This is a genomic window from Micromonospora sp. NPDC047753 (assembly GCF_040642735.1).
Classification (GTDB): domain Bacteria; phylum Actinomycetota; class Actinomycetes; order Mycobacteriales; family Micromonosporaceae; genus Micromonospora.
The window spans coordinates 1-18,719 of sequence record NZ_JBEYSL010000022.1; the positions used below are offsets into that span (position 1 = coordinate 1).

Genomic DNA, 18,719 nt, shown 5'->3' on the forward strand with positions numbered 1-18,719 from the left:
AGGCGGGTGACGTCTGCGGGCTCGTGCACGTCCGGGAGGCGGTACGGGTGGTCACCGATGCGTCAAGCTGCTCCGCCTCTACACGGGCAACGTCACCGATCCCGCGTACAACACCACCTACCGGCTGACGAAGGCGTTGGACCGGGCCGACGTCCGGTTCGAGTTCGACGGGGTCAACCCGGACGGCGGCGCGACCTGGACCACGTGGCAGGAGAACCTCGTCGACTTCCTGCCGCGACTGTTCGGTCACGTGCGGGACCACGGGCCGAGCCCCGGTCACCAGCCGCTCAAGCGGGAGTTCACCCCGCCGCCGGCCGGCACCACCCCGACGCCCTTCGTCACCGAGGACGGGTTCGTCACCTTCGAGACGACCACGGACTTCGCCGACGCTCAGCACGTCACTGTCTGGGCGAACGTCGCACCGGGCGGCAGTTGGCTGCGACTGCCACTGACCCGCGACGGTGACCGGTGGCGGGCCACTGTGGGCCCGCTGAAGCCCTGGTTCTACTACTACCGGCTGATCGTGGACCGGGTCGCGGTCAAGGACACCTCCAACCCGACGAAGGTCACCACCGAGCCGATGTGGAGCACCTTCTTCATCCCCGGGCCCGGTGCCCGACTGCTGTCGGACGTACCCGCCGGTCGTGGCGGGAAGGTCGAGAGCATGACCTACCCCAGCACGGTGGCCGGCCAGGACCGCACCGCGCTGGTGTGGACCCCACCCGGGTACGACCCGAACCGTACGCAGCCGTACCCGGTCCTCTACCTCCAGCACGGCGGCGGCCAGAACTACACGGACTGGGTGGAGATGGGCCGCGCCAAGCAGATCCTCGACAATCAGTTCCTCGACGGCGACCTGACGCCGATGGTCGTCGTGATGGGCAACGGCAACTCGTCGAACTTCAACCGGGAACTGCGGGAGAACATCGTTCCGACGGCCCGTGACCGCTTCAACATCTCCAGCGATCCGTCGCAGCAGGCCCTCGCCGGTCTGTCGATGGGCGGCGGGCAGGCGTTCGGGGTGCTGCGGGCCTACCCGGGTGAGTTCGCCTACGTCGCCGCGTTCTCGGCCGGTTTCGGCAGCGGCACCGGCGTCGACGTGGCGGCGATCAACAACGGCACCAAGATGCTGCGCCTCTACGTCGGTGACCAGACCGACTTCGTGTACCCGAGCTTCATGGCGTCGCTGACCACGTTGGACAACCTCGGTATCCGCTACGAGTTCGACGGGGTCACCCCCGGGCCGCACGGCTGGGACGTGTGGCAGAAGAACCTCATCGACCTGGCGCCCCGTCTGTTCAAGCGCTAGGAGCCGTCGCCGGCGACGCCACCGGGAGCAGGGCATCCTGCCCCCGGTGGCGCCCGCCAGCGCATGGATGCAGTGCACCGCCATCGCCGAAGGGAACAATCTCAATGAAGAGAAGACGAATACTCGCCACGGTAGCCATGCTCGCGGCGGGAACCGGCCTCGTCGCCTGCTCCTCCGACGAGGGCGGCAGCGACGCGAGCAGTTGCACGAACACCATCACCAAGCAGAACGTGCCGGTCGTGACGATGTGGGGCTGGTACCCCAACACCCAGCTCGTCGTCGACAACTTCAACAAGCAGCACGACGACGTGCAGGTCTGCTGGACCAACGTCGGCCAGGGCAGCGACGAGTACGACAAGTTCCAGACCGCCATCTCGGCGGGCACCGGCGCACCTGACGTGATCATGGTCGAGGCGGACCGGATCCCGACGTTCCAGATCCAGGGCGCGCTCGTCGACATCAAGCAGTACGGCTTCGACGCGGTCAAGGCCAACTACGGCGAGGGCGCCTGGAAGGACGTGTCGGTCGGCGACAAGGTCTACGGCGTCCCGGTCGACGGCGGCCCGGTGGCGATGATCTACCGGAAGGACATCTTCGACAAATACAAGATCACGCCGCCGAAGACCTGGGCCGAGTACGAGCAGGCCGCCCAGAAGGTCAAGGACGCCGGCGGTCCGCTCTTCGGTGACCTCGGCGCGAACGTCTCGGCGCTCACCATGGCGCTGCAGATCCAGAAGGGCGCTGCTCCCTTCACCTACGATCCGGCGCAGCCGAAGGCGATCGGGGTGAAGCTCAACGACCAGGCGTCCAAGGACGTGCTGGACTACTGGGGCGGCCTCGCCAAGAAGGGCCTGGTCGGTACGCAGGACCAGTTCACCCCGGAATACATCTCCGGCGTCATCAACGGCAACTACGCGACGTACATCTCGGCGGCCTGGGCGCCCGGCTACCTCACCGGCGCGGGTGTCGGTAAGGGGCAGGACACCGGCAAGTTCGCGGTGGCGCCGCTGCCGCAGTGGGACTCGGCCAACCCGGTGCAGGTCAACTGGGGTGGGTCGGCCTTCTCGGTGACCAAGCAGGCCAAGAAGCCGGAGCTGGCCGCGAAGGTCGCCTACGGCCTCTACGCCGACAAGGAGTCACTCACCGACGGCTGGACCAACCAGATCATCTTCCCGCTGAACCTCACGGCGCTCAAGGACCCCGCGTTCGTCGACCTGAAGGTGGCGTTCTTCGACGGCCAGCAGGCGAACAAGGAGGTCTACCTTCCCGCCGCGGACGCCTACAAGGGCGTCGCGTACGCCCCGTTCGGTCAGTACTACCTCGACGCCATGACGAAGCAGGTCAGCGAGATCATCAAGGGCTCCGTCACCGGTTCGCAGGCTGCCGACCGGCTCCAGGAGGACGTGGCGAAGTACGCCAAGGAACAAGGCTTCACCGTTCAGTGACCGGATGGGTGGGCCGCGCCGCACTGAGCGGCCGGCCCACCCTCCACCCTCACCGTCCACGTCCCGGAGACCAAGATGACACTCCTGACCGAGAAGCGCGCACCGCGTCCTCAGCCTGAGACGCGCAAGATCCGTGGCAAGGTGCACCTCCGCGAACACCTGATGGGGTGGCTCTTCGTCGGGCCGTTCGGGATCGTGTTCCTGGCGTTCCTCATCGCCCCGCTGGGGTACGCGCTGTACCTCAGTCTCTTTCAGAAGAAGCTGATCGGCGGCACCAGCTTCGTTCTCTTCGACAACTACGTGAAGGCGTTCACCGACCCGAGCTTCCTGTCCGGGGCGTGGTTCGTCATCCGCTTCTCGCTGGTCTCGATCCCACTGCAGATCGTCATCGCGCTCGCGCTGGCCCTCATCCTGGACTCGGTGACCACCCTGTTCGCCCGTTTCTCCCGCCTCATGATCTTCCTGCCGTACGCGATCCCCACAGTCATCGGGGCGGTGATGTGGGGGTTCCTCTACAGCAGGGGCTTCGGCCCGCTCACCGACATCTTCGGGCTGTTCGGCGCCACCGCACCCGACTTCCTGAGCAGCGACCTGATCTTCTACGGGCTGCTCAACGTCGTCACCTGGCAGTGGGCCGGCTACTACATGATCATCCTGTACGCGGCGTTGCAGGGCGTCGACCCGACGCTCTACGAGGCGGCCCGGATGGACGGCGCCGGGCGGTGGCAGATCGCGACCCGGATCAAAATCCCGCTGATCGCGCCCGCCCTGATCCTCATCCTGGTCTTCTCGCTCATCGGCACCCTGCAGTTCTTCAACGAGCCGCAGATCCTGCGATACCTCGCCGCGGGCACCATCGGCGCGGACTTCACCCCGAACATGTACGCGTACCAACAGGCGTTCTCGCTCGCCAACTTCAACTACGGGTCGGCGATCTCCTTCGCCCTCGGCGGGCTCGTGTTCATCTGCGTCTACGCCTTCCTGTTCTTCACCCGCAAGCGGAGGAGCTTCCTCTGATGACCGACCACACCACCGTCCGCGCCGGCGCCCGCCGACCGCAGCGCTATCTCCCTCTGCAGATCCTCCTCGGCTTCCTGGTGATCTACTTCCTCGTACCGTTCTGGTGGGTCATCGTCAACAGCTCCAAGGACGCACCCGGGCTGTTCGGCGGCGGCAACACCCTCTGGTTCACCGACCAGGTCGACTACCTCGGGAACCTGCGGCAGCTCTTCACCTACGACGGTGGCATCTACCTGCGGTGGATGCTCAACTCCACGCTCTACGCCATCGCCGGCGGCGTCGGCGCCACCGTCCTGGCGGTCATGGCCGGTTACGGGTTCGCCAAGTACCGGTTCGCCGCCCGACGCTTCAGCTTCGCCATCGTGCTCGGCGCGCTGATGGTGCCCGCCACCGCTCTGGTCATCCCGACCTTCATCATGTTCTCCCGGCTCGGCCTGACGAACACGGTCTGGGCGGTGATCCTCCCGTCGCTGCTCAACCCGTTCGGCGTCTACCTGATGCACGTGTACGCGCGCGACGCGGTGCCCGACGAGCTCCTGGACGCGGCGCGGGTCGACGGCGCGGGAGAGATACGGACGTTCATCCAGATCGCCCTTCCGCTGATGCGTCCCGCGGTGGTCACCGTGCTGCTCCTGTCGGCCGTGGCGTCCTGGAACAACTACTTCCTGCCGCTGGCCATGCTCTCCGACAACCGGCTCTTCCCGGTCACCGTCGGCCTTGGCCTCTGGCAGGGAATCGCGTCCGCGAACAACGCGGGAACCACCTCGCTGTGGAGCCTCATCATCCTGGGCTCCCTGGTGTCCGTGATTCCGCTGATCATCGCGTTCTTCAGCCTGCAACGACACTGGCGTGGCGGCCTCTCCGTCGGAGGTCTCCGGTAGGCCGCGCCGACGCCACCAGCCAATCCACCACACGCGCATTGATCGCCGCGCAGGACGCGGCCGGACGGATGACAGAGAGGTGTGCTGATGTCGACGACGAATCGACCGCTGCGCAGCGGGGAGTGGTTCGGTGCGGAAGGCCGCAACGGGTTCATCCATCGGTCCTGGATGCGCAACCAGGGGTTCGCGGACGACGTCTTCGACGGTCGCCCGGTGATCGGCATCGCCACCACCTGGTCGGAGTTGACACCCTGTAACGCCCACCTGCGCGACCTCGCCGAGTCGGTGAAGCGGGGCGTGTGGGAGAGCGGGGGCCTGCCGCTGGAGTTCCCGGCGATGAGCCTGGGCGAGCCGCTGATGCGACCCACGACCATGCTCTACCGCAACCTGCTGGCGATGGAGTTGGAGGAGTCGGTCCGCGCCAACCCGCTCGACGGGGTGGTCCTGCTCTCCGGCTGTGACAAGACCACCCCCGGCCTGCTGATGGGAGCGGCGAGCGTCGACCTGCCGACACTGATGTTGACCGGCGGCCCGATGCTCAACGGCAAGTTCCGCGGCCAGGACATCGGCTCCGGCACCGTCGTCTGGCGCTTCACCGAGGAGATGCGGGCCGGTCGGATGACGGCGGCCGACTGCTCCGAGGCGGAGGTCGGCATGTCCCGCAGCCGGGGCCACTGCATGACAATGGGCACCGCCTCCACGATGGCCTGTGTGACCGAGGCGCTGGGGGTGCAGCTACCGGGGGCGGCCGCGGTGCCGGCGGTCGACTCCCGGCGGTACGCGCTCGCGCAAGCCGCCGGACGCCGGATCGTCGCCATGGTCGAACAGGACCAACGGTTGTCCTCGGTGCTCACCAGGCAGGCGTTCGAGAACGCCGTCCGGGTCAACGCCGCCATCGGCGGCTCCACCAACGCGGTCGTACACCTGCTCGCGATCGCCGGACGCCTCGGCGTCCCCCTGTCGCTGGAGGACTTCGACACCCTCACCGCCGACGTGCCCATGCTCGTCAACCTCATGCCGTCCGGGACGTACCTGATGGAGGACTTCGCCTATGCGGGCGGCCTCCCGGTGGTGATGAAGGAACTCGCCCCGCTGCTGCACATGGACCACATCACCGTCAGCGGCAGGAGCGTGGCGGAGAACGTCGACGGCGCCCAGTGCTGGAACCGGGACGTCATCGCCACCATGGAAGAGCCGTTCCAGCCGGCCGGGTCGGGCACCGTGGTGTTGCGCGGCTCGCTCGCGCCGTCCGGGGCGGTGTTGAAGGTCTCCGCCGCCTCCGCCCACCTCCTCACGCACACCGGCCCGGCGCTCGTCTTCGACCGGATCGAGGAGTACGTGGTCGCCGCCGACGATCCGGACCTCGACGTCACCCCCGACACGGTGATCGTCGTCCGCAACGCCGGCCCCCGGGGCTACCCCGGCTTCCCGGAGGTGGGCAACGTGCCCATGCCACGACGGTTGCTCGCCGACGGCATCACGGACATGGTGCGGATCTCCGACGCCCGAATGAGCGGCACCGGCTACGGCACCTGCGTCCTGCACGTGGCACCGGAGGCGTCAGTGGGTGGTCCGCTCGCGCTGGTACGCAGCGGCGACCTGATCTCCGTCGACGTCGCGACGCGCCGCCTCGACCTTCTGGTCGACGACGCGGAGCTCGCCGTACGCCGCGCCGCCTGGCAGCCTCCGAAGCCGGTGGCCGACCGGGGATGGGTACGGCTCTACAGCGAACATGTTCAGCAGGCAGACAGCGGCGCGGACCTCGACTTCCTCGTCGGTGGCAGCGGCAGCGCGGTGCCCCGTCACTCACACTGACGGCCACGAACGGACGAGGCCCACGAGGAACTGATTCCATGGAAGAACGGATGGCCCGCCAGTGCGAGTTCACACAAAGGCCGCTGTGACGGCGGCCGACCGGCCACCGGTCATGGCTGACGTCGCTCGCCTGGCGGGCGTGTCACACCAGACGGTGTCCCGGGTCATCAACGGCGCGCCCAGCATCAGGCGCGAGACCCGGGAACGGGTCCTCGAAGCGATCCGACGGCTCGACTACCGCCCCAACACCGCGGCCCGCGCGTTGGTTCGCGGACGGTCCGGGATGATCGGCATCATCGGCACGGCCAGGACACTGTTCGGTCCGACCAGCATCCATCGCAGCGTCGAGGACGCGGCCCGGGCGGCCGGCTACTTCGCCACCTCGGTGAGCCTGTCCGAGGTGACGGTACGGGCGCTCAGCGACGCCACCGAACACCTCATGCGCGTCGGCGTGGAGGGCGTCGTGATGATCGCCGGCAACGACGAGGCCCTCGAGGTGGTGCGGATGACGCGATCGAGCGTCCCGTTCGTCGTCGTGGAGGGCGACGTGTCCCGGGCCAGCGTGACGGTCGGCGTCGACCAGGTGCTCGGCGCCCGGATGGCCACCGACCACCTTCTCGACCTCGGACACCGGGAGATCGTGCACGTGAGCGGCCCGCTCAACTGGGCGGAGGCCCGTGCCCGACTCGAAGGCTGGCGTCAGGCGATGAGTGCGGCGGGTCTACGCCCGCCGGAGCCGGTCGAGGGCGACTGGAGAGCGCACAGCGGCTACCTCGCCGGGCTGCGGGTCGACGAGATGCCCGGGGCCACAGCGGTGTTCGCCGCCAACGACCAGATGGCCATCGGTGTGCTGCGCGCGCTGCACGAGCGTGGACGGCGGGTGCCGCACGAGATCTCCGTCGTCGGATTCGACGACGTCCCCGAGGCGCCCTACCTCATCCCGCCCCTGACCACGATCCAGCAGGACTTCGACGCGGTCGGTCGGCGGGCCATCACCGCTGTCACCCAGGCCATCGACGACACGGTGCCGCACCGCCTGCCACTGGTCGTCCCCAAGCTCGTGGTGCGGCAGAGCACGGCGTCGCCGACAGCCACCTGACCAGCCGACGATCCGACCCCGTCGACGGGCGGGAGCCCCGGCGTGTGGCCGGGGCTCCCGCGACGTACGTGGTGATCGAGGTGTTCAGAGGGTGAAGACGAGGGTGGAGATGCTGCGGGCGCCGACGTTGATGGTGGCCTGACCGCCGTTGACGCTGGTGGGCTGGCTGGCCGCGTTGGCGTTCTGCGAGGTGAGGTAGTGCTCGGCCCGGGTGACGTTCTGCGGGGCCTGGACCACGGCGTTGTTGACCGCGCTGTTGGAGCGGTTGAGGATCACCAGGGTGATCTTCCCGTCGCCCTGGTAGGCGGTCACCTCCAGCGGGGAGGCTTTCGAGCTCTTCGTCAGGGCGACCCGCTGGTAGCCGGGGCGCACGTACTTCGCGTACTGCGAGAAGGCGTACCCGCGCTTGAGGGGTGCGCCGGCGACGGTGCCGAACGCCGATTCGCCGTCACCGATGAAGGAGTAGTAGCGCTTGCCGTACCACCAGATGTAGGCGTTCCAGTTGGCCTCCATCGACTTGTGCACAGTGCGCATGATGTCGTCGAGGGTCTCGTTCCAGACCGCCGCATTGGCGGGGTTGCCCCAGATGTTGGAGCCGCCACCGTCGGCGGCGTGCAGGTTCCACTCGGTCATCCACACCGGCTTGTTGTGCTGCTCGGCCAGCGAGTACGGCCGCAGTCGGCCGGACTCCTCGGTGCCGTAGAGGTGCCCGCCGATGTAGCCGATGTTGTTGCGGGCGGTCGCGTCGTTGAGGGTCGGGTCGGTGAAGTTGTAGTTCATGTTCACCGCCTCGGCCACCATCAGCTTGGTGTTCTGCACCCTGGTGCCCTGGTCGCGGACGAAGGTGCGCAGCTCGGTGCCGCTCCAGTCCATCGAGTCGTAGTCCGGGTGCCAGTCCGGCTCGTTCTGCACCGACGTGACGTCGATGGGTACGCCCTGGCCACGCATGTACTGCACGTAGCTGTTGAGGTGGTTGGCGTAGTCGTCGTAGTAGTCGGTCTTCAGCTTGCCGCCGTTGACCCGGCTGTTGTTGGTCTTCCACGCCGCCGGCGCGGTCCACGGCGAGGCGAGGATCTTCACGTTCGACCCGTACGACTTCGCCGTCTTCAACGAGTTCACGTGCGTCGCCCACTCGCTGGACACCGGCGACAACCCGGTCCGCACGATCGACAGCCCCAACTGGTTGGCACCCATCCCGACCAACGTCTGCGTGTCCGTCGTCGACCAGGCGCTACCCCAGATCGACTGCGCGGCCCCGAATCCGTCGACGGTCTGGTACCTCGTCGCGTTGTTAACAGTGATGTCCGCCGGCCCGGTCGGCGGCGGTGGGTCGGTCGGCGGCGGAGTCGTCGTCGGCGGCGGGGTCGGCTCTGTGTCACCGGTGCAGCCCACCCCGTTCAACGCGAAGGTGGTGGGATCGGGGTTGCTGCCGGTCCAGGATCCGTTGAAGCCGAACGACACCGTCCCGTTGGTCGGTATGGCCCCGTTGTAGCTGACGTTCCTGGCGGTGACCGCGGTGCCGCTCTGCGTCAGTGTCGTGTTCCAGGCCTGGGTGACGGTCTGGCCGGCGTTGTAGTTCCAGGTCAGCGTCCAACTCGTCACTGCGTCACCGAGGTTGGTGATGGCGACGTTCGCGCCGAAGCCACCCTGCCACTGCGACGACACGCTGTAGTCCACCCTGCAGCCGGCGGCTGCGGCTCCCGCCGGCACCGCCATCGCGACGCCTGCGGACGCCACCAGGACGGCGCCGGCCGACAGCAGGGCGACGTTCGTCGCTCTTCTGCTTCTTCTCATTGAAACTCCTCCTGAACTGGTGGTGGTATCCACGCCTCGGGAGGGCTCAGCTCTGGCGGATTTCAGCGATGGTCGGACGGTGAGTAGTTGGGAGCGCTCCCAGGTGCTTGATTCAGAAAGTTAATTCGTCCAACGATCCCTGTCAATGCAACCGACCCTCGGTCGGCGGTCCCGTCAGCGGCCGCAGGCACCGCACGGGCTGCGAGTGCGCAGGTGGTAGTCGGTGGACGCGACGAGCAGGCCCAGCCCGATGACGAGGTACGCCGACATCGCCACCCACAGGAACGCGTCGGAGAACTCGCTGTGCGAGCCCGTCGTCACCTGCACCATGCCCATGCCGAAGTAGGCCACGATGCCCGCGCCGAGCCCGAAGCCGGGTACCAGAAGCGCAAGGCGAGGAATCGTCCGGCCGGCGAGCAGCGGAACCCACCACGGCCAGACCTCACCCCAGTGATGCACCAGCGCCAGTGGCAACATCACTCCGGCCAGCACCAGGCCGATCTCCAGCCCGAGCAGGGAGGCGCTCTGCTCGACGCTGTCGAACCCCACCACGAACTGGGCCGCGAAGCGGGTCACGAGACCGCCCACGGCGACCCACGCGGCCCAGCGCGCCCACCGCGCGGGTGCCGAGCGCCGCGTACCCGGTCGGACCGTCCGGCAACAGGCCGGGCAGTCGCCCCGGGTGCGCCGCTGATAGCGCCCGGTGGCCAGAGCGAGCAGTACCGCTCCGCTGACGCAACCGAGCCGGCTGACGAACGCCAACGGGTCGAAGAACGGGCCGACGGTGAACAGCAGGAAGCCCACCAGCTCCGGCAGCAGGATCGCGGCTGCCGCGACCAGCGCTCCAGCGACAGCCCAGGCGAGCCCCGCAAGCGCTGGCCGCCAGGTCGCCACCCGGTCCAGGGCAACCGCCAGCCCGCCCGCGGCCGCGCACAACGCCACCGACCACCAACCGGTGAAGCCGAGCAGGTCGAGCCCGAGCCGCCCGAACTCCGGAGCCTCACCGACCGTCCAGGCCAGACGCACGCCCCCGTATGCCACGGCCCAGCCGAGCACCGCGTACGTCAGACCATGGACGCTCCGCCCGACGCTCCGTGTCGATGTCGTCATGGACCGATCCTGTCGGCGTCCCAGGGTGGGCGGGCCCCGCTGACAGGGGAAGGCACTCCCTCCCAGGAGGGAAGGGCCGACGGGGCGGGCGGCGGGCGGACTCGGGGGCGGCGCTCACCGTCTTCTCGGCGTCGAGCTTCGCGGCGTTGAGTCCGCGCTGATTCTCGTCTGACATCACCGCACTCCAGGAATGATTGGCGATGCAGATAAGTTGTGTGACAGACGATAGATGCACAACATGATCAGTGAATCAAACGATCGCGTGGATGGTGAGCAATGTCCGACTACGGGCACGAACTCCGGTTTGGGTCGTTCCTGACACCCAGCGTGCACAACCCGGACCAGGTGGTGGCGCTGGCCGAGCAGACCGAGGCTGCGGGGCTGGACCTGGTCACCTTCCAGGACCACCCGTACAACGCGGAGTTCCTCGACACCTGGACACTGCTCAGTTGGGTCGCCGCCCGCACGCAGCGGCTCCAGATCTCCGGGAACGTCCTCAGCCTGCCGCTGCGCCCGCCGGCCGTGCTGGCCCGGGCCGCGGCGAGCCTGGACCGGCTGTCGCACGGCCGTTTCGAACTGGGCCTCGGCGCCGGAGCGTTCTGGGACGGGATCGAGGGCATGGGGGCTCGTCGGCTGACCGCGGGGCAGGGCGTCACGGCGCTGCGCGAGGCGATCGATGTCCTGCGCGGCGTCTGGGACGACACCGCCACCGGACCGCTGCGGTTGACCGGGGAGTACTACCCCGTACCCGGCATGCAGCGTGGCCCGAAGCCGGCACATGACATCGACATCTGGCTCGGCGCGTACCAGCCGAAGATGCTGGCCCTGACCGGCCAGAAGGCCAACGGCTGGCTGCCGACGCTGGAATACCTGCGGTCCCCGGACCGGGTGACCGCCAACCGGCTCATCGACGAGGCGGCCATCGCCGCGGGGCGCGAGCCCCGGGAGATCCGACGGCTGCTCAACCTGTTCACTGTCGACGTCTCCTCGCACAGCCGCGGCTTCCTCCAGGGTCCTGTCGCGCAGTGGGTCGACCAGCTCCTTCCGCTGGTCGTCGAGGAGGGGTTCAGCACCTTCCTGATCGGCCGTGACGACTCACGCCTCATCCAGACCCTCGGGCAGGAGATCGCCCCCGCGCTGCGGGAGGCGGTAGCCAGGGAGCGCGCCGGCGGTGAGGTCGGCGGCGGGCCGACCCGCACAACAGTCGCGTTGGCCGAGCGGCACCCCGCTCTCGACTACGACGCGCTGCCCCCGTCGCTGGTCAGCAGCTCCGTCGAGCCCGGTGACCCGGAGTACGAGCGGGTGCGCCACACCTACAGCCGGCACGGGTCGCCGGCCCTGGTGATCCGTCCGCGAAACGCCGCCGAGGTGGTCGACGCCGTGACGTACGCCCGGACCCAGGACGTCCCCCTGTCGGTGCGCAGCGGCGGGCACGGCATCAGCGGCCGGTCGACGAACGACGGGGGAGTCGTCATCGACATGTCGAGGATGAACAGGGTCCAGGTGCTCGACCGGGCGACCCGTCGGGTGCGGCTCGAACCGGGTGCCCGGTGGGGCGACGTGGCCCAGGCACTCGCCCCGCACGGCCTGGCCATGAGCTCAGGCGACTACGGAGACGTGGGCGTCGGTGGTCTCGCCACCACCGGTGGCGTCGGATACCTGGCGCGCAGGTACGGCCTGACCATCGACCACGTCGTGGCCGCCGAGATCGTCACCGCGGACGGCCGCCTGCTCCGGGTCGACGACGAGCATCACCCCGACCTGTTCTGGGCCGTCCGGGGCGCCGGCGGGAACTTCGGTGTGGTCACCGCGATCGAGCTGGAGGCGTACGAGGTCGACAACGTCGTCTACGCGCAGCTCGTCGCGGACGCGACCGACACCGCCCGACTGCTGCGCCGGTGGGGCCGACTGGTCGAGGACGCGCCACGGGAGTTGACGAGCTTCCTCTCCCTCTTCCCCGGCCGCCGTGGCAACCCCCCGGCTGCCCAGGTGACCCTCGTGTACGCCGGTGACGACGTCGAGGCGGCGCAGTCCGCCCTGAGCCCGTTCCTGGAGATCGGGCCGATCCTCGACCAGCAGGCGCAGCTCGTGCCGTACCCGGCGATCGTCGTGCCGCCGGGCAACCAGCATCGTGGGCAGGGGCTGGAGGACACCCGCAGCGGTCTGTTGCACCACGTCACACCGCAGGTGGCCGACCTCATGGACAACATGATCCATTCCGGCGACGTGATGATCATGCAGGTGCGGTCCGTCGGTGGGGCGGTCAACGACGTCGCCCGGGACACGACCGCCTATCCCCACCGGCAGCAGAACTTCTCGGTGCTCGCCGCCACCGTCCCGGAGCGCCGACCCCAGCTCGACAAGCTGTGGGCCGAGCTGTACCCGCACCTCGACGGCCTGTACCTCAGCTTCGAGAGCGACACCGATCCGGCTCGACTGGTGGATGCCTGGCCCGAGCCCACCCTCGGCCGCCTGCGTGCCATCAAGGCCAGCTACGACCCGGACAACGTCTTCAACCGGAACTTCCCCATCCCACCGGCCGGGGCGGTCGACTAGAGCATGCCGGACAGGTACTCGCGGCGACGCTGCGGTTCGAACTTCTCGATCGCGTACCGCAGCATCACCCGTGGCATCACCCGGTAGCGGCGGGCGAGGAACTCCTCCTCCGCCGCTCTGTCCCGGTTGCCCACCTCGCGCAGCATCCAGCCCACCGCCTTCCGAACGAGGTCGTGCGGGTCGTGCAGGAGCCGGTCGCCGAGCCGGAAGGTCCACTCGAAGTCACCGGCCTTGATGAAGGCGAAGGTCGCCATGACGGCGGTGCGCCGCTCCCACACGAGGCTCGACTCGGCCAACCGGTCCAGGACGCCCCGGTCCCTGTCGATCAGCCAGGGGCCGACGATGTACGGCGCGGACGAGTCCACCAGGTCCCAGTTGTCGATGCGGCTGGTGTTGGCCAGGACGGTGCCGAAGATCCGACACCGTTCCTGCTCGTCGCCCTTGGCGAACTTCCGCACCAGGATGAACAGCGCGGTCAACCGCTCCTCGTGCGCGCCCTCGGCGAGCAGCTTCGTCGTCTCGGCCAGCGACAGGTCGCGCCAGAACCGGGCGGCCACCGTGCGCTGGTCGGGCACGGAGACACCGAGGGCCCGGTCGCCCTCGCCGTACCCGCCGGGAACCATCTGGAGGAACCGGCTCGATGCCTCGGCGCGACGGGGGTCGGCGAGGCTGGCGAGTGCCCGACGCACGTCGACGCTGGTGGCCATGACCGTCGACGCTACCGGGGGTCAGCCCGCGCGGCGTAGGCGTCCGAGCATTCCGTTGAGGTCCTGGACGAACAGGTCGTGGCGGAAGAAGTGCCCACCCGGCACCTCGCGCCACTCGTGCGGAATGCCGGCTCGCGCGAGTGCCGCGCGGAACTCGCGCTGACCGGCAAGGACCTGGGTCTCGTTGACGGTGTCGAACCAGTTGACCGGGTCGGGGGAGGTTCCGGCCGCCAGGAAGATCCGCTTGTTCTGGAAACTCGGAATGCGCTGGACCGGGTTGTCGGCGCTGACCCGGGCCTCGTCCCACAGCGGGATCCCGTAGACGGTGCCTCCACCGAGGTCCAGCGCGGCGGAGGTGGCATTCGCCCAGTGCACGACCAGTCCGAAGTCTCGGCGGAGACTGGCCGGCCCGGAGTGTGAGCTGACCGAGCAGAAGTGGCCGTAGTACTTGGCCGCGTACTTCAGCGCGCCGAAGCCGCCCATCGAGAAGCCCGCGACCGCGCGTCCGTTGTACTCGGCGAACGTCCGGAAGTTCGCGTCTATCCACGGCAGCAACTGGGCGATGTGGAACGTCTCCCAGTTGCGGGGTCCAACGAAGCTGGTCACCGGATTGCAGTACCAGCCGGTCGACGCGTCCGGCATGACGACGATGACCTCCCGGCCGGCGGTCAGACCGACGATGTTGTCCTGTAGGTGGAAGGTGCGGAAGTCCGCGTTGCCGCCGTGCAGCAGGTACAGCACCGGATACCGCTTGCCGCTGGTGTGGTAGCCGTCGGGTAGCAGCACGTTCACGGCCGGATCCCACTCGATGGCGTCGGTGGCGAAGCGGTAGTACTGCAGCCGGCCGCCGTTCTCGTTGCGGTCGACGATGCGCAGGCCGTACCCGTCACCGGCGGCCTGGGCGGCGGACGACCCGGCGAGGGCGCCGCCGAACAGGCCGGAGGCGGCCGCCGCTGCCGAGCCACCGATCAACCGGCGCCGGCTGATCGACGCGGACGGGGGAACGTCGAACATGTGCGGTCTCCCTTGGGTCAGAGGGTGGTTTCGCCGTTTAGGCCGAAGAAGTCGTGCCATTTGGTGGCGCCGAGGAAGGTGGTGCCGGTGGAGAGGCCGACGTGGACGTCGTTGAAGCTGCCCTTGGTGAAGGCGACGATGTCGTGCTTGCCGTCGCCGTTGTAGTCACCCAGGTAGGGGAACTCCCCGGGCAGGCAGAAGAGGTCGTTCCATTTGACTGTGGTGCCGACGAACGAGGTGCCGGTGGACACGGCAGCGTAGACGTCGGCATCGGCGTTGCAGGTGAAGGTGACGATGTCGTCGCGGCCGTCGCCGTTGATGTCCCCGACGCGGGGTTGTTCTGTCCCGACGGCGAACAGGTCGTGCCACGTCTGGGGCGCGCCAAATCCGCTTCCTGTGGAGAGGGAGACGATCACGTCGCTCGCCGTGGGCGGCCCCTGGGTGAAGGTGATGATGTCGTCGCGACCATCGCCATTGACGTCCCCGAGCGCGGGAAACTCGCCGGGGATGGAGAAGTACTCGTGCCACTTGAGGCCGGGGCCGAAACCCGTGCCGGTGGACAACGCCACGTACACGTCGGCGTTGGTGTCGTGGGTGAAGGCGACGATGTCGTCCCGGCCGTCGCCGTTGACGTCGCCGACCGCGCCGACCTCCGCGCCCGGCGCGAACCACTCGTGCCACTTCTGGCCGCCGCCGAAACTGGTGCCGGTGGAGAGGGCCACGTAGACGTCACCGAGAGTGCCGTGGGTGAAGGCGATGACGTCGTCCCTGCCGTCGCTGTTGACGTCGCCGCTGAGCAGGGTCTCGCCGTTGAGGCCGAAGAAGTCGTTCCACTTCACCGAGGTACCGGCGAAGGCGTTGCCGGTGGACGTGGCCACGTAGACGTCGTTGAGGCTGCCCTGGGTGAACGCGACGATGTCGTCACGGCCGTCGCCGGTGAAGTCGGTCGGTGAACCGGCCAGGTACCGACCCCCCGAGCCGCCGGCGTTGACCAGGGAGACGTAGTAGTTCCAGTTCCAGTTCGGCCCCGGATCGGTGTGGTCGTTGCCGGGCAGCTCGTTGTGTCCCTTGATCGACGCACGGGTCTTCGGCAGCCCGTACTTGTCGCAGAGGTAGCGGGTCAGCGCGGCGGACGACCGGTACATGGCGTCGGTGAACCAGGCCGGATTGTCGACGAAGCCCTCGTGCTCGATGCCCACCGAGTAGGGGTTGGCCGAGCGTGCGTGATACGCCGTGTCGCCCTCGCGCACCATCTGGGTGATCTCGCCGTTGCTCGATTTCACCACGTAGTGCGCGCTCACCCCCGCCGACGGGTTCTGGAACCAGCTCACCGTGCCGGCGTAGGACCCCTGGGTCACGTGCACCACCACAGTGGTTATCCGCGCCGATCGGCCGGCCTGGTAGTTGCCGCCGTAGGCGGACACCCAGCGGGCCGGCGCGTACTCCGGCACCGCCGCCGCGACGTTCGCGCCGGCGGTGCCCGCGGGGGCGACTCCCGCGTAGCGGCCGAGTTCGGGTCGGAGCGGTCGCGGCGCGACCCGAACCGGTCCGGCGGCGATTCCGGTACGCAGCAGGTCGTAGACGTGGTCGGCGTAGAGCCGGGCGGTCGACGCGTCGACGGCCGCGCTGTAGCGCGCCACCACTGGATACCAGGCGGAGAGCCGGTCGCGTGCCCCGCCGGACAGCCCCTCGTTGTCGGCCAGGTCGCGGAGCACCGCCGCGCCGCCGCGGATGTTGGCGGAGGTGACCGAGCGCAGGCTGTCGACCGGTTCGCCGGTGAGCGTGGCCGCCCGCTCCAGGCTGTGCTGGGTGGGATTGCTGACCAGGTGCATGACCCCGTACCCGTTGGCCTGACTGGGCAGGCCGCCGTGCCCGTCCAGCCGGGACTCCCCGTAGGCGACGGCGACCAGCAGGTCCCGGGGCACGTCGAACTCGGCGGCTGCCCGGGTGAAGTCGGCGGTGAGCGAGCCGGATGCCGCGGGTCCGGCCGCATCGGCCGGCGCGACCGCGACCTGGCCGGCCAGCGCCGCCGCCAGTAAGAGGGTGCACGTGCGCCTGGTCAGTCGCATGAGATCTCCAATCCGCTGATCACAGCGTCGTCTCGCCGTTGAGGCCGAAGGAGTCGTGCCATCGGGTGGCGCCGAGGAAGCCGGTGCCGGTGGAGGTGGCGACGTAGACGTCGGCGAGGGCGTTCTGGGTGAAGGTGACGATGTCGTCCCGGCCGTCGCCGGTCACGTCCGTGGCGGATCCACCGGCGATGGCGTGGGTGCGGGCCGCCTCGTTGAGCTGGGCTCGGGCGGTGCCGGCCGCCTGGTCGTACCGGTCGGGGAAGCTGGACCGTTGGACGCACTGGGCGACCTGGCCCGCGCTGTATCCGGGGTTGTCGCGGTCGCAGACGATGGCCCGGGCGACCCGGTAGACGACCAGGGTCGCCGCCGGGTCGCGGGTGGCGGGGATGGAGGGGCAGGCCAGGGTGCCGACCGGGTCCGCGTGCGCCGGAGTGGCCGGGACCGTCGTGCCGGCGACGCCGAGGGCCATCAGCAGGGCCAGGAGAATACGTCTCACGCTGCTCCTCGTCGGGTCGGGGATGGTCGACTGATGGCGTCACGGGACCGCCACCGACCGGGGACCGATTGCTGAGAGTTTCTTCAGGGCGCTGATGACTGTCAATGTTCTATGAAGAATTCCTTCAATGGATCGTTCATGGCGGGCAGGTATTGACAGCGGCTGTCGTAGGCGGGTTTACTCGCCCGCAACCGCTGTCCAATCACGCGGCAGGCCATGACGAGTACGACAGGAGAGGGCAGCCATGGGCGTACGTCGTCGCTCGTTGCTCGGCCGCGCCGCCGCGATCGGGGCCGCCAGCGCGGTCGGTTCAGTCGGCGCGATCCTGACGACGGCCGCTCCAGTTCAGGCGGCGGTCTGGAAGAAGCGGCTGACCGGTGCGGACCTGGACACCAGTCGCCGATGGCGGGTGGCCGGCACCGATCTGGGCATCCCCTACGTGCTGGAGAACGGATCCATCGGCTACCTCTTCGGCGACACCTTCGACACGCCGTGGCCCGAGGGCCCGCCCCTGCCGAACGACTGGCGGTCGCCGGTCATGTTGCGCTCGGCCGTCCACCCCGGCGCGCCGGGCGGAATCGTCTTCGACAGCGCCGCACGCGTCGCCGGCAACGGACGGGCACCGGAGCTGATGCACAACGGCCACCACGGCATCGGCATCGACGGTCTGCCCGAGGTGACCGTCATCCCCAACGACGGCATCAGCTTCCCGGAGACCGGTCGGCAGCTCATCTCCTACATGAGCATCGAGAACTGGAACTCCGCCGGCCCGGCCGGGCCGCAGTGGAAGTCCCGCTACGCGGGGCTCGCCTACTCCGACAACGGCAACGACTTCTTCCGTACGCCGCTGAAGTGGTGGAACAGCCCGGACAACAAGGACCCGTTCCAGATGTGGACCATGCAGCGCGACGGAGAGTACGTCTACGTCTTCTCGGTCCGGTCGGGTCGGCAGGACGGTCCGATGATGCTGCGACGCGTCCGGTGGGACCGGCTGTTCTACTCTGAGTCGTACGAGGGCTGGGGCTGGAACGGCACCAACTGGGGCTGGGGGAGACCCTGCACACCCATCCTCACCGGCCGATTCGGCGAGCCGTCGGTGCGCCGGTTGGCCGACGGGACCTGGGTGATGGCCTACCTCAACTGCCAGAACGGATGTCTGGTCACCCGTACCGCGTCCGGGCCCGACCGGGCCTGGACGGGGGAGAAGATTCAGCTGACGGGCTGGCAGGAGCCCGCGCTCTACGGTGGGTTCATCCATCCCTGGTCCAGCCGGAACGCCGACGACCTGCACCTGATGGTCTCGAAGTGGACCCGCACCCCGGACGGCCGCAGCACCGCCTACCACGTCAGCCAGTTCACCGGATCGGTGTGACGGGGCCACTGGCCGACCTCGTCGTGGGTGTG

General features: G+C 68.7%; 14 protein-coding genes. 8 read left to right on the forward strand and 6 right to left on the reverse strand.

The genetic code is table 11. From position 1 onward, the window contains the following. The first annotated feature begins 136 nt into the window (after positions 1-136). From ABZ749_RS03675 to ABZ749_RS03700, 6 genes are all read left to right on the forward strand, one after another. A complete protein-coding gene (locus tag ABZ749_RS03675) occupies positions 137-1,309 on the forward strand; it encodes an alpha/beta hydrolase-fold protein (protein WP_357222405.1) in 1,173 nt (390 codons plus the stop codon). Between the two features lie 104 nt (positions 1,310-1,413). Further along, on the forward strand, positions 1,414-2,754 hold the full coding sequence (locus tag ABZ749_RS03680; protein WP_357222407.1) for an extracellular solute-binding protein: 1,341 nt from the start codon (positions 1,414-1,416) through the stop codon (positions 2,752-2,754). Positions 2,755-2,829: 75 nt separating this feature from the next. Beyond that, positions 2,830-3,771, forward strand: a complete 942-nt coding sequence (locus ABZ749_RS03685; RefSeq protein WP_357204979.1) for a sugar ABC transporter permease — start codon at positions 2,830-2,832, stop codon at positions 3,769-3,771. Then, positions 3,771-4,655: a carbohydrate ABC transporter permease gene (locus ABZ749_RS03690; protein WP_357222409.1), complete on the forward strand. Its 885-nt coding sequence runs from the start codon at positions 3,771-3,773 to the stop codon at positions 4,653-4,655. Before ABZ749_RS03685 ends, ABZ749_RS03690 begins: the two co-directional genes overlap by 1 nt. An 87-nt stretch (positions 4,656-4,742) precedes the next feature. Then, positions 4,743-6,470 carry an IlvD/Edd family dehydratase gene (locus ABZ749_RS03695; RefSeq protein WP_355006243.1) on the forward strand — a complete coding sequence of 576 codons (1,728 nt, stop codon included), beginning with the start codon at positions 4,743-4,745 and terminating at the stop codon, positions 6,468-6,470. A gap of 112 nt (positions 6,471-6,582) precedes the next feature. After that, positions 6,583-7,569 carry a LacI family DNA-binding transcriptional regulator gene (locus ABZ749_RS03700; protein WP_355006242.1) on the forward strand — a complete coding sequence of 329 codons (987 nt, stop codon included), beginning with the start codon at positions 6,583-6,585 and terminating at the stop codon, positions 7,567-7,569. A gap of 84 nt (positions 7,570-7,653) precedes the next feature. On the opposite strand, the gene ABZ749_RS03705 is transcribed toward ABZ749_RS03700, so the two are convergent. Beyond that, entirely contained in the window at positions 7,654-9,363 is a 1,710-nt protein-coding gene (locus ABZ749_RS03705; protein WP_357222412.1) for a cellulose binding domain-containing protein, read from the reverse strand. Between the two features lie 174 nt (positions 9,364-9,537). Further along, entirely contained in the window at positions 9,538-10,473 is a 936-nt protein-coding gene (locus ABZ749_RS03710; protein ID WP_357222415.1) for a hypothetical protein, read from the reverse strand. A 276-nt stretch (positions 10,474-10,749) separates the two neighbouring features. On the opposite strand from ABZ749_RS03710, the gene ABZ749_RS03715 reads away from it, so the two are divergent. Beyond that, a complete protein-coding gene (locus ABZ749_RS03715) occupies positions 10,750-13,029 on the forward strand; it encodes an LLM class flavin-dependent oxidoreductase (RefSeq protein ID WP_357222417.1) in 2,280 nt (759 codons plus the stop codon). Here the strand turns inward: ABZ749_RS03715 and ABZ749_RS03720 are convergent. From ABZ749_RS03720 to ABZ749_RS03735, 4 genes are read right to left on the reverse strand one after another with little or no spacing between them, the layout of a single operon-like run. Beyond that, a complete protein-coding gene (locus ABZ749_RS03720) occupies positions 13,026-13,736 on the reverse strand; it encodes a DNA alkylation repair protein (RefSeq protein WP_357222419.1) in 711 nt (236 codons plus the stop codon). The genes ABZ749_RS03715 and ABZ749_RS03720 overlap by 4 nt on opposite strands. 21 nt (positions 13,737-13,757) lie before the next feature. After that, positions 13,758-14,750 carry an esterase family protein gene (locus ABZ749_RS03725; RefSeq protein WP_357222421.1) on the reverse strand — a complete coding sequence of 331 codons (993 nt, stop codon included), beginning with the start codon at positions 14,748-14,750 and terminating at the stop codon, positions 13,758-13,760. A 17-nt stretch (positions 14,751-14,767) separates the two neighbouring features. After that, positions 14,768-16,819, reverse strand: coding sequence for an N-acetylmuramoyl-L-alanine amidase (locus ABZ749_RS03730; protein ID WP_357222423.1), 2,052 nt, complete (start codon positions 16,817-16,819; stop codon positions 14,768-14,770). A gap of 19 nt (positions 16,820-16,838) precedes the next feature. Continuing rightward, a complete protein-coding gene (locus ABZ749_RS03735) occupies positions 16,839-17,315 on the reverse strand; it encodes a hypothetical protein (protein ID WP_357222425.1) in 477 nt (158 codons plus the stop codon). Between the two features lie 244 nt (positions 17,316-17,559). Here ABZ749_RS03735 and ABZ749_RS03740 point away from each other — a divergent pair, with 244 nt between their 5' ends. Next, positions 17,560-18,687: a DUF4185 domain-containing protein gene (locus tag ABZ749_RS03740; protein ID WP_357222427.1), complete on the forward strand. Its 1,128-nt coding sequence runs from the start codon at positions 17,560-17,562 to the stop codon at positions 18,685-18,687. The last annotated feature ends 32 nt before the right edge of the window (positions 18,688-18,719 follow it).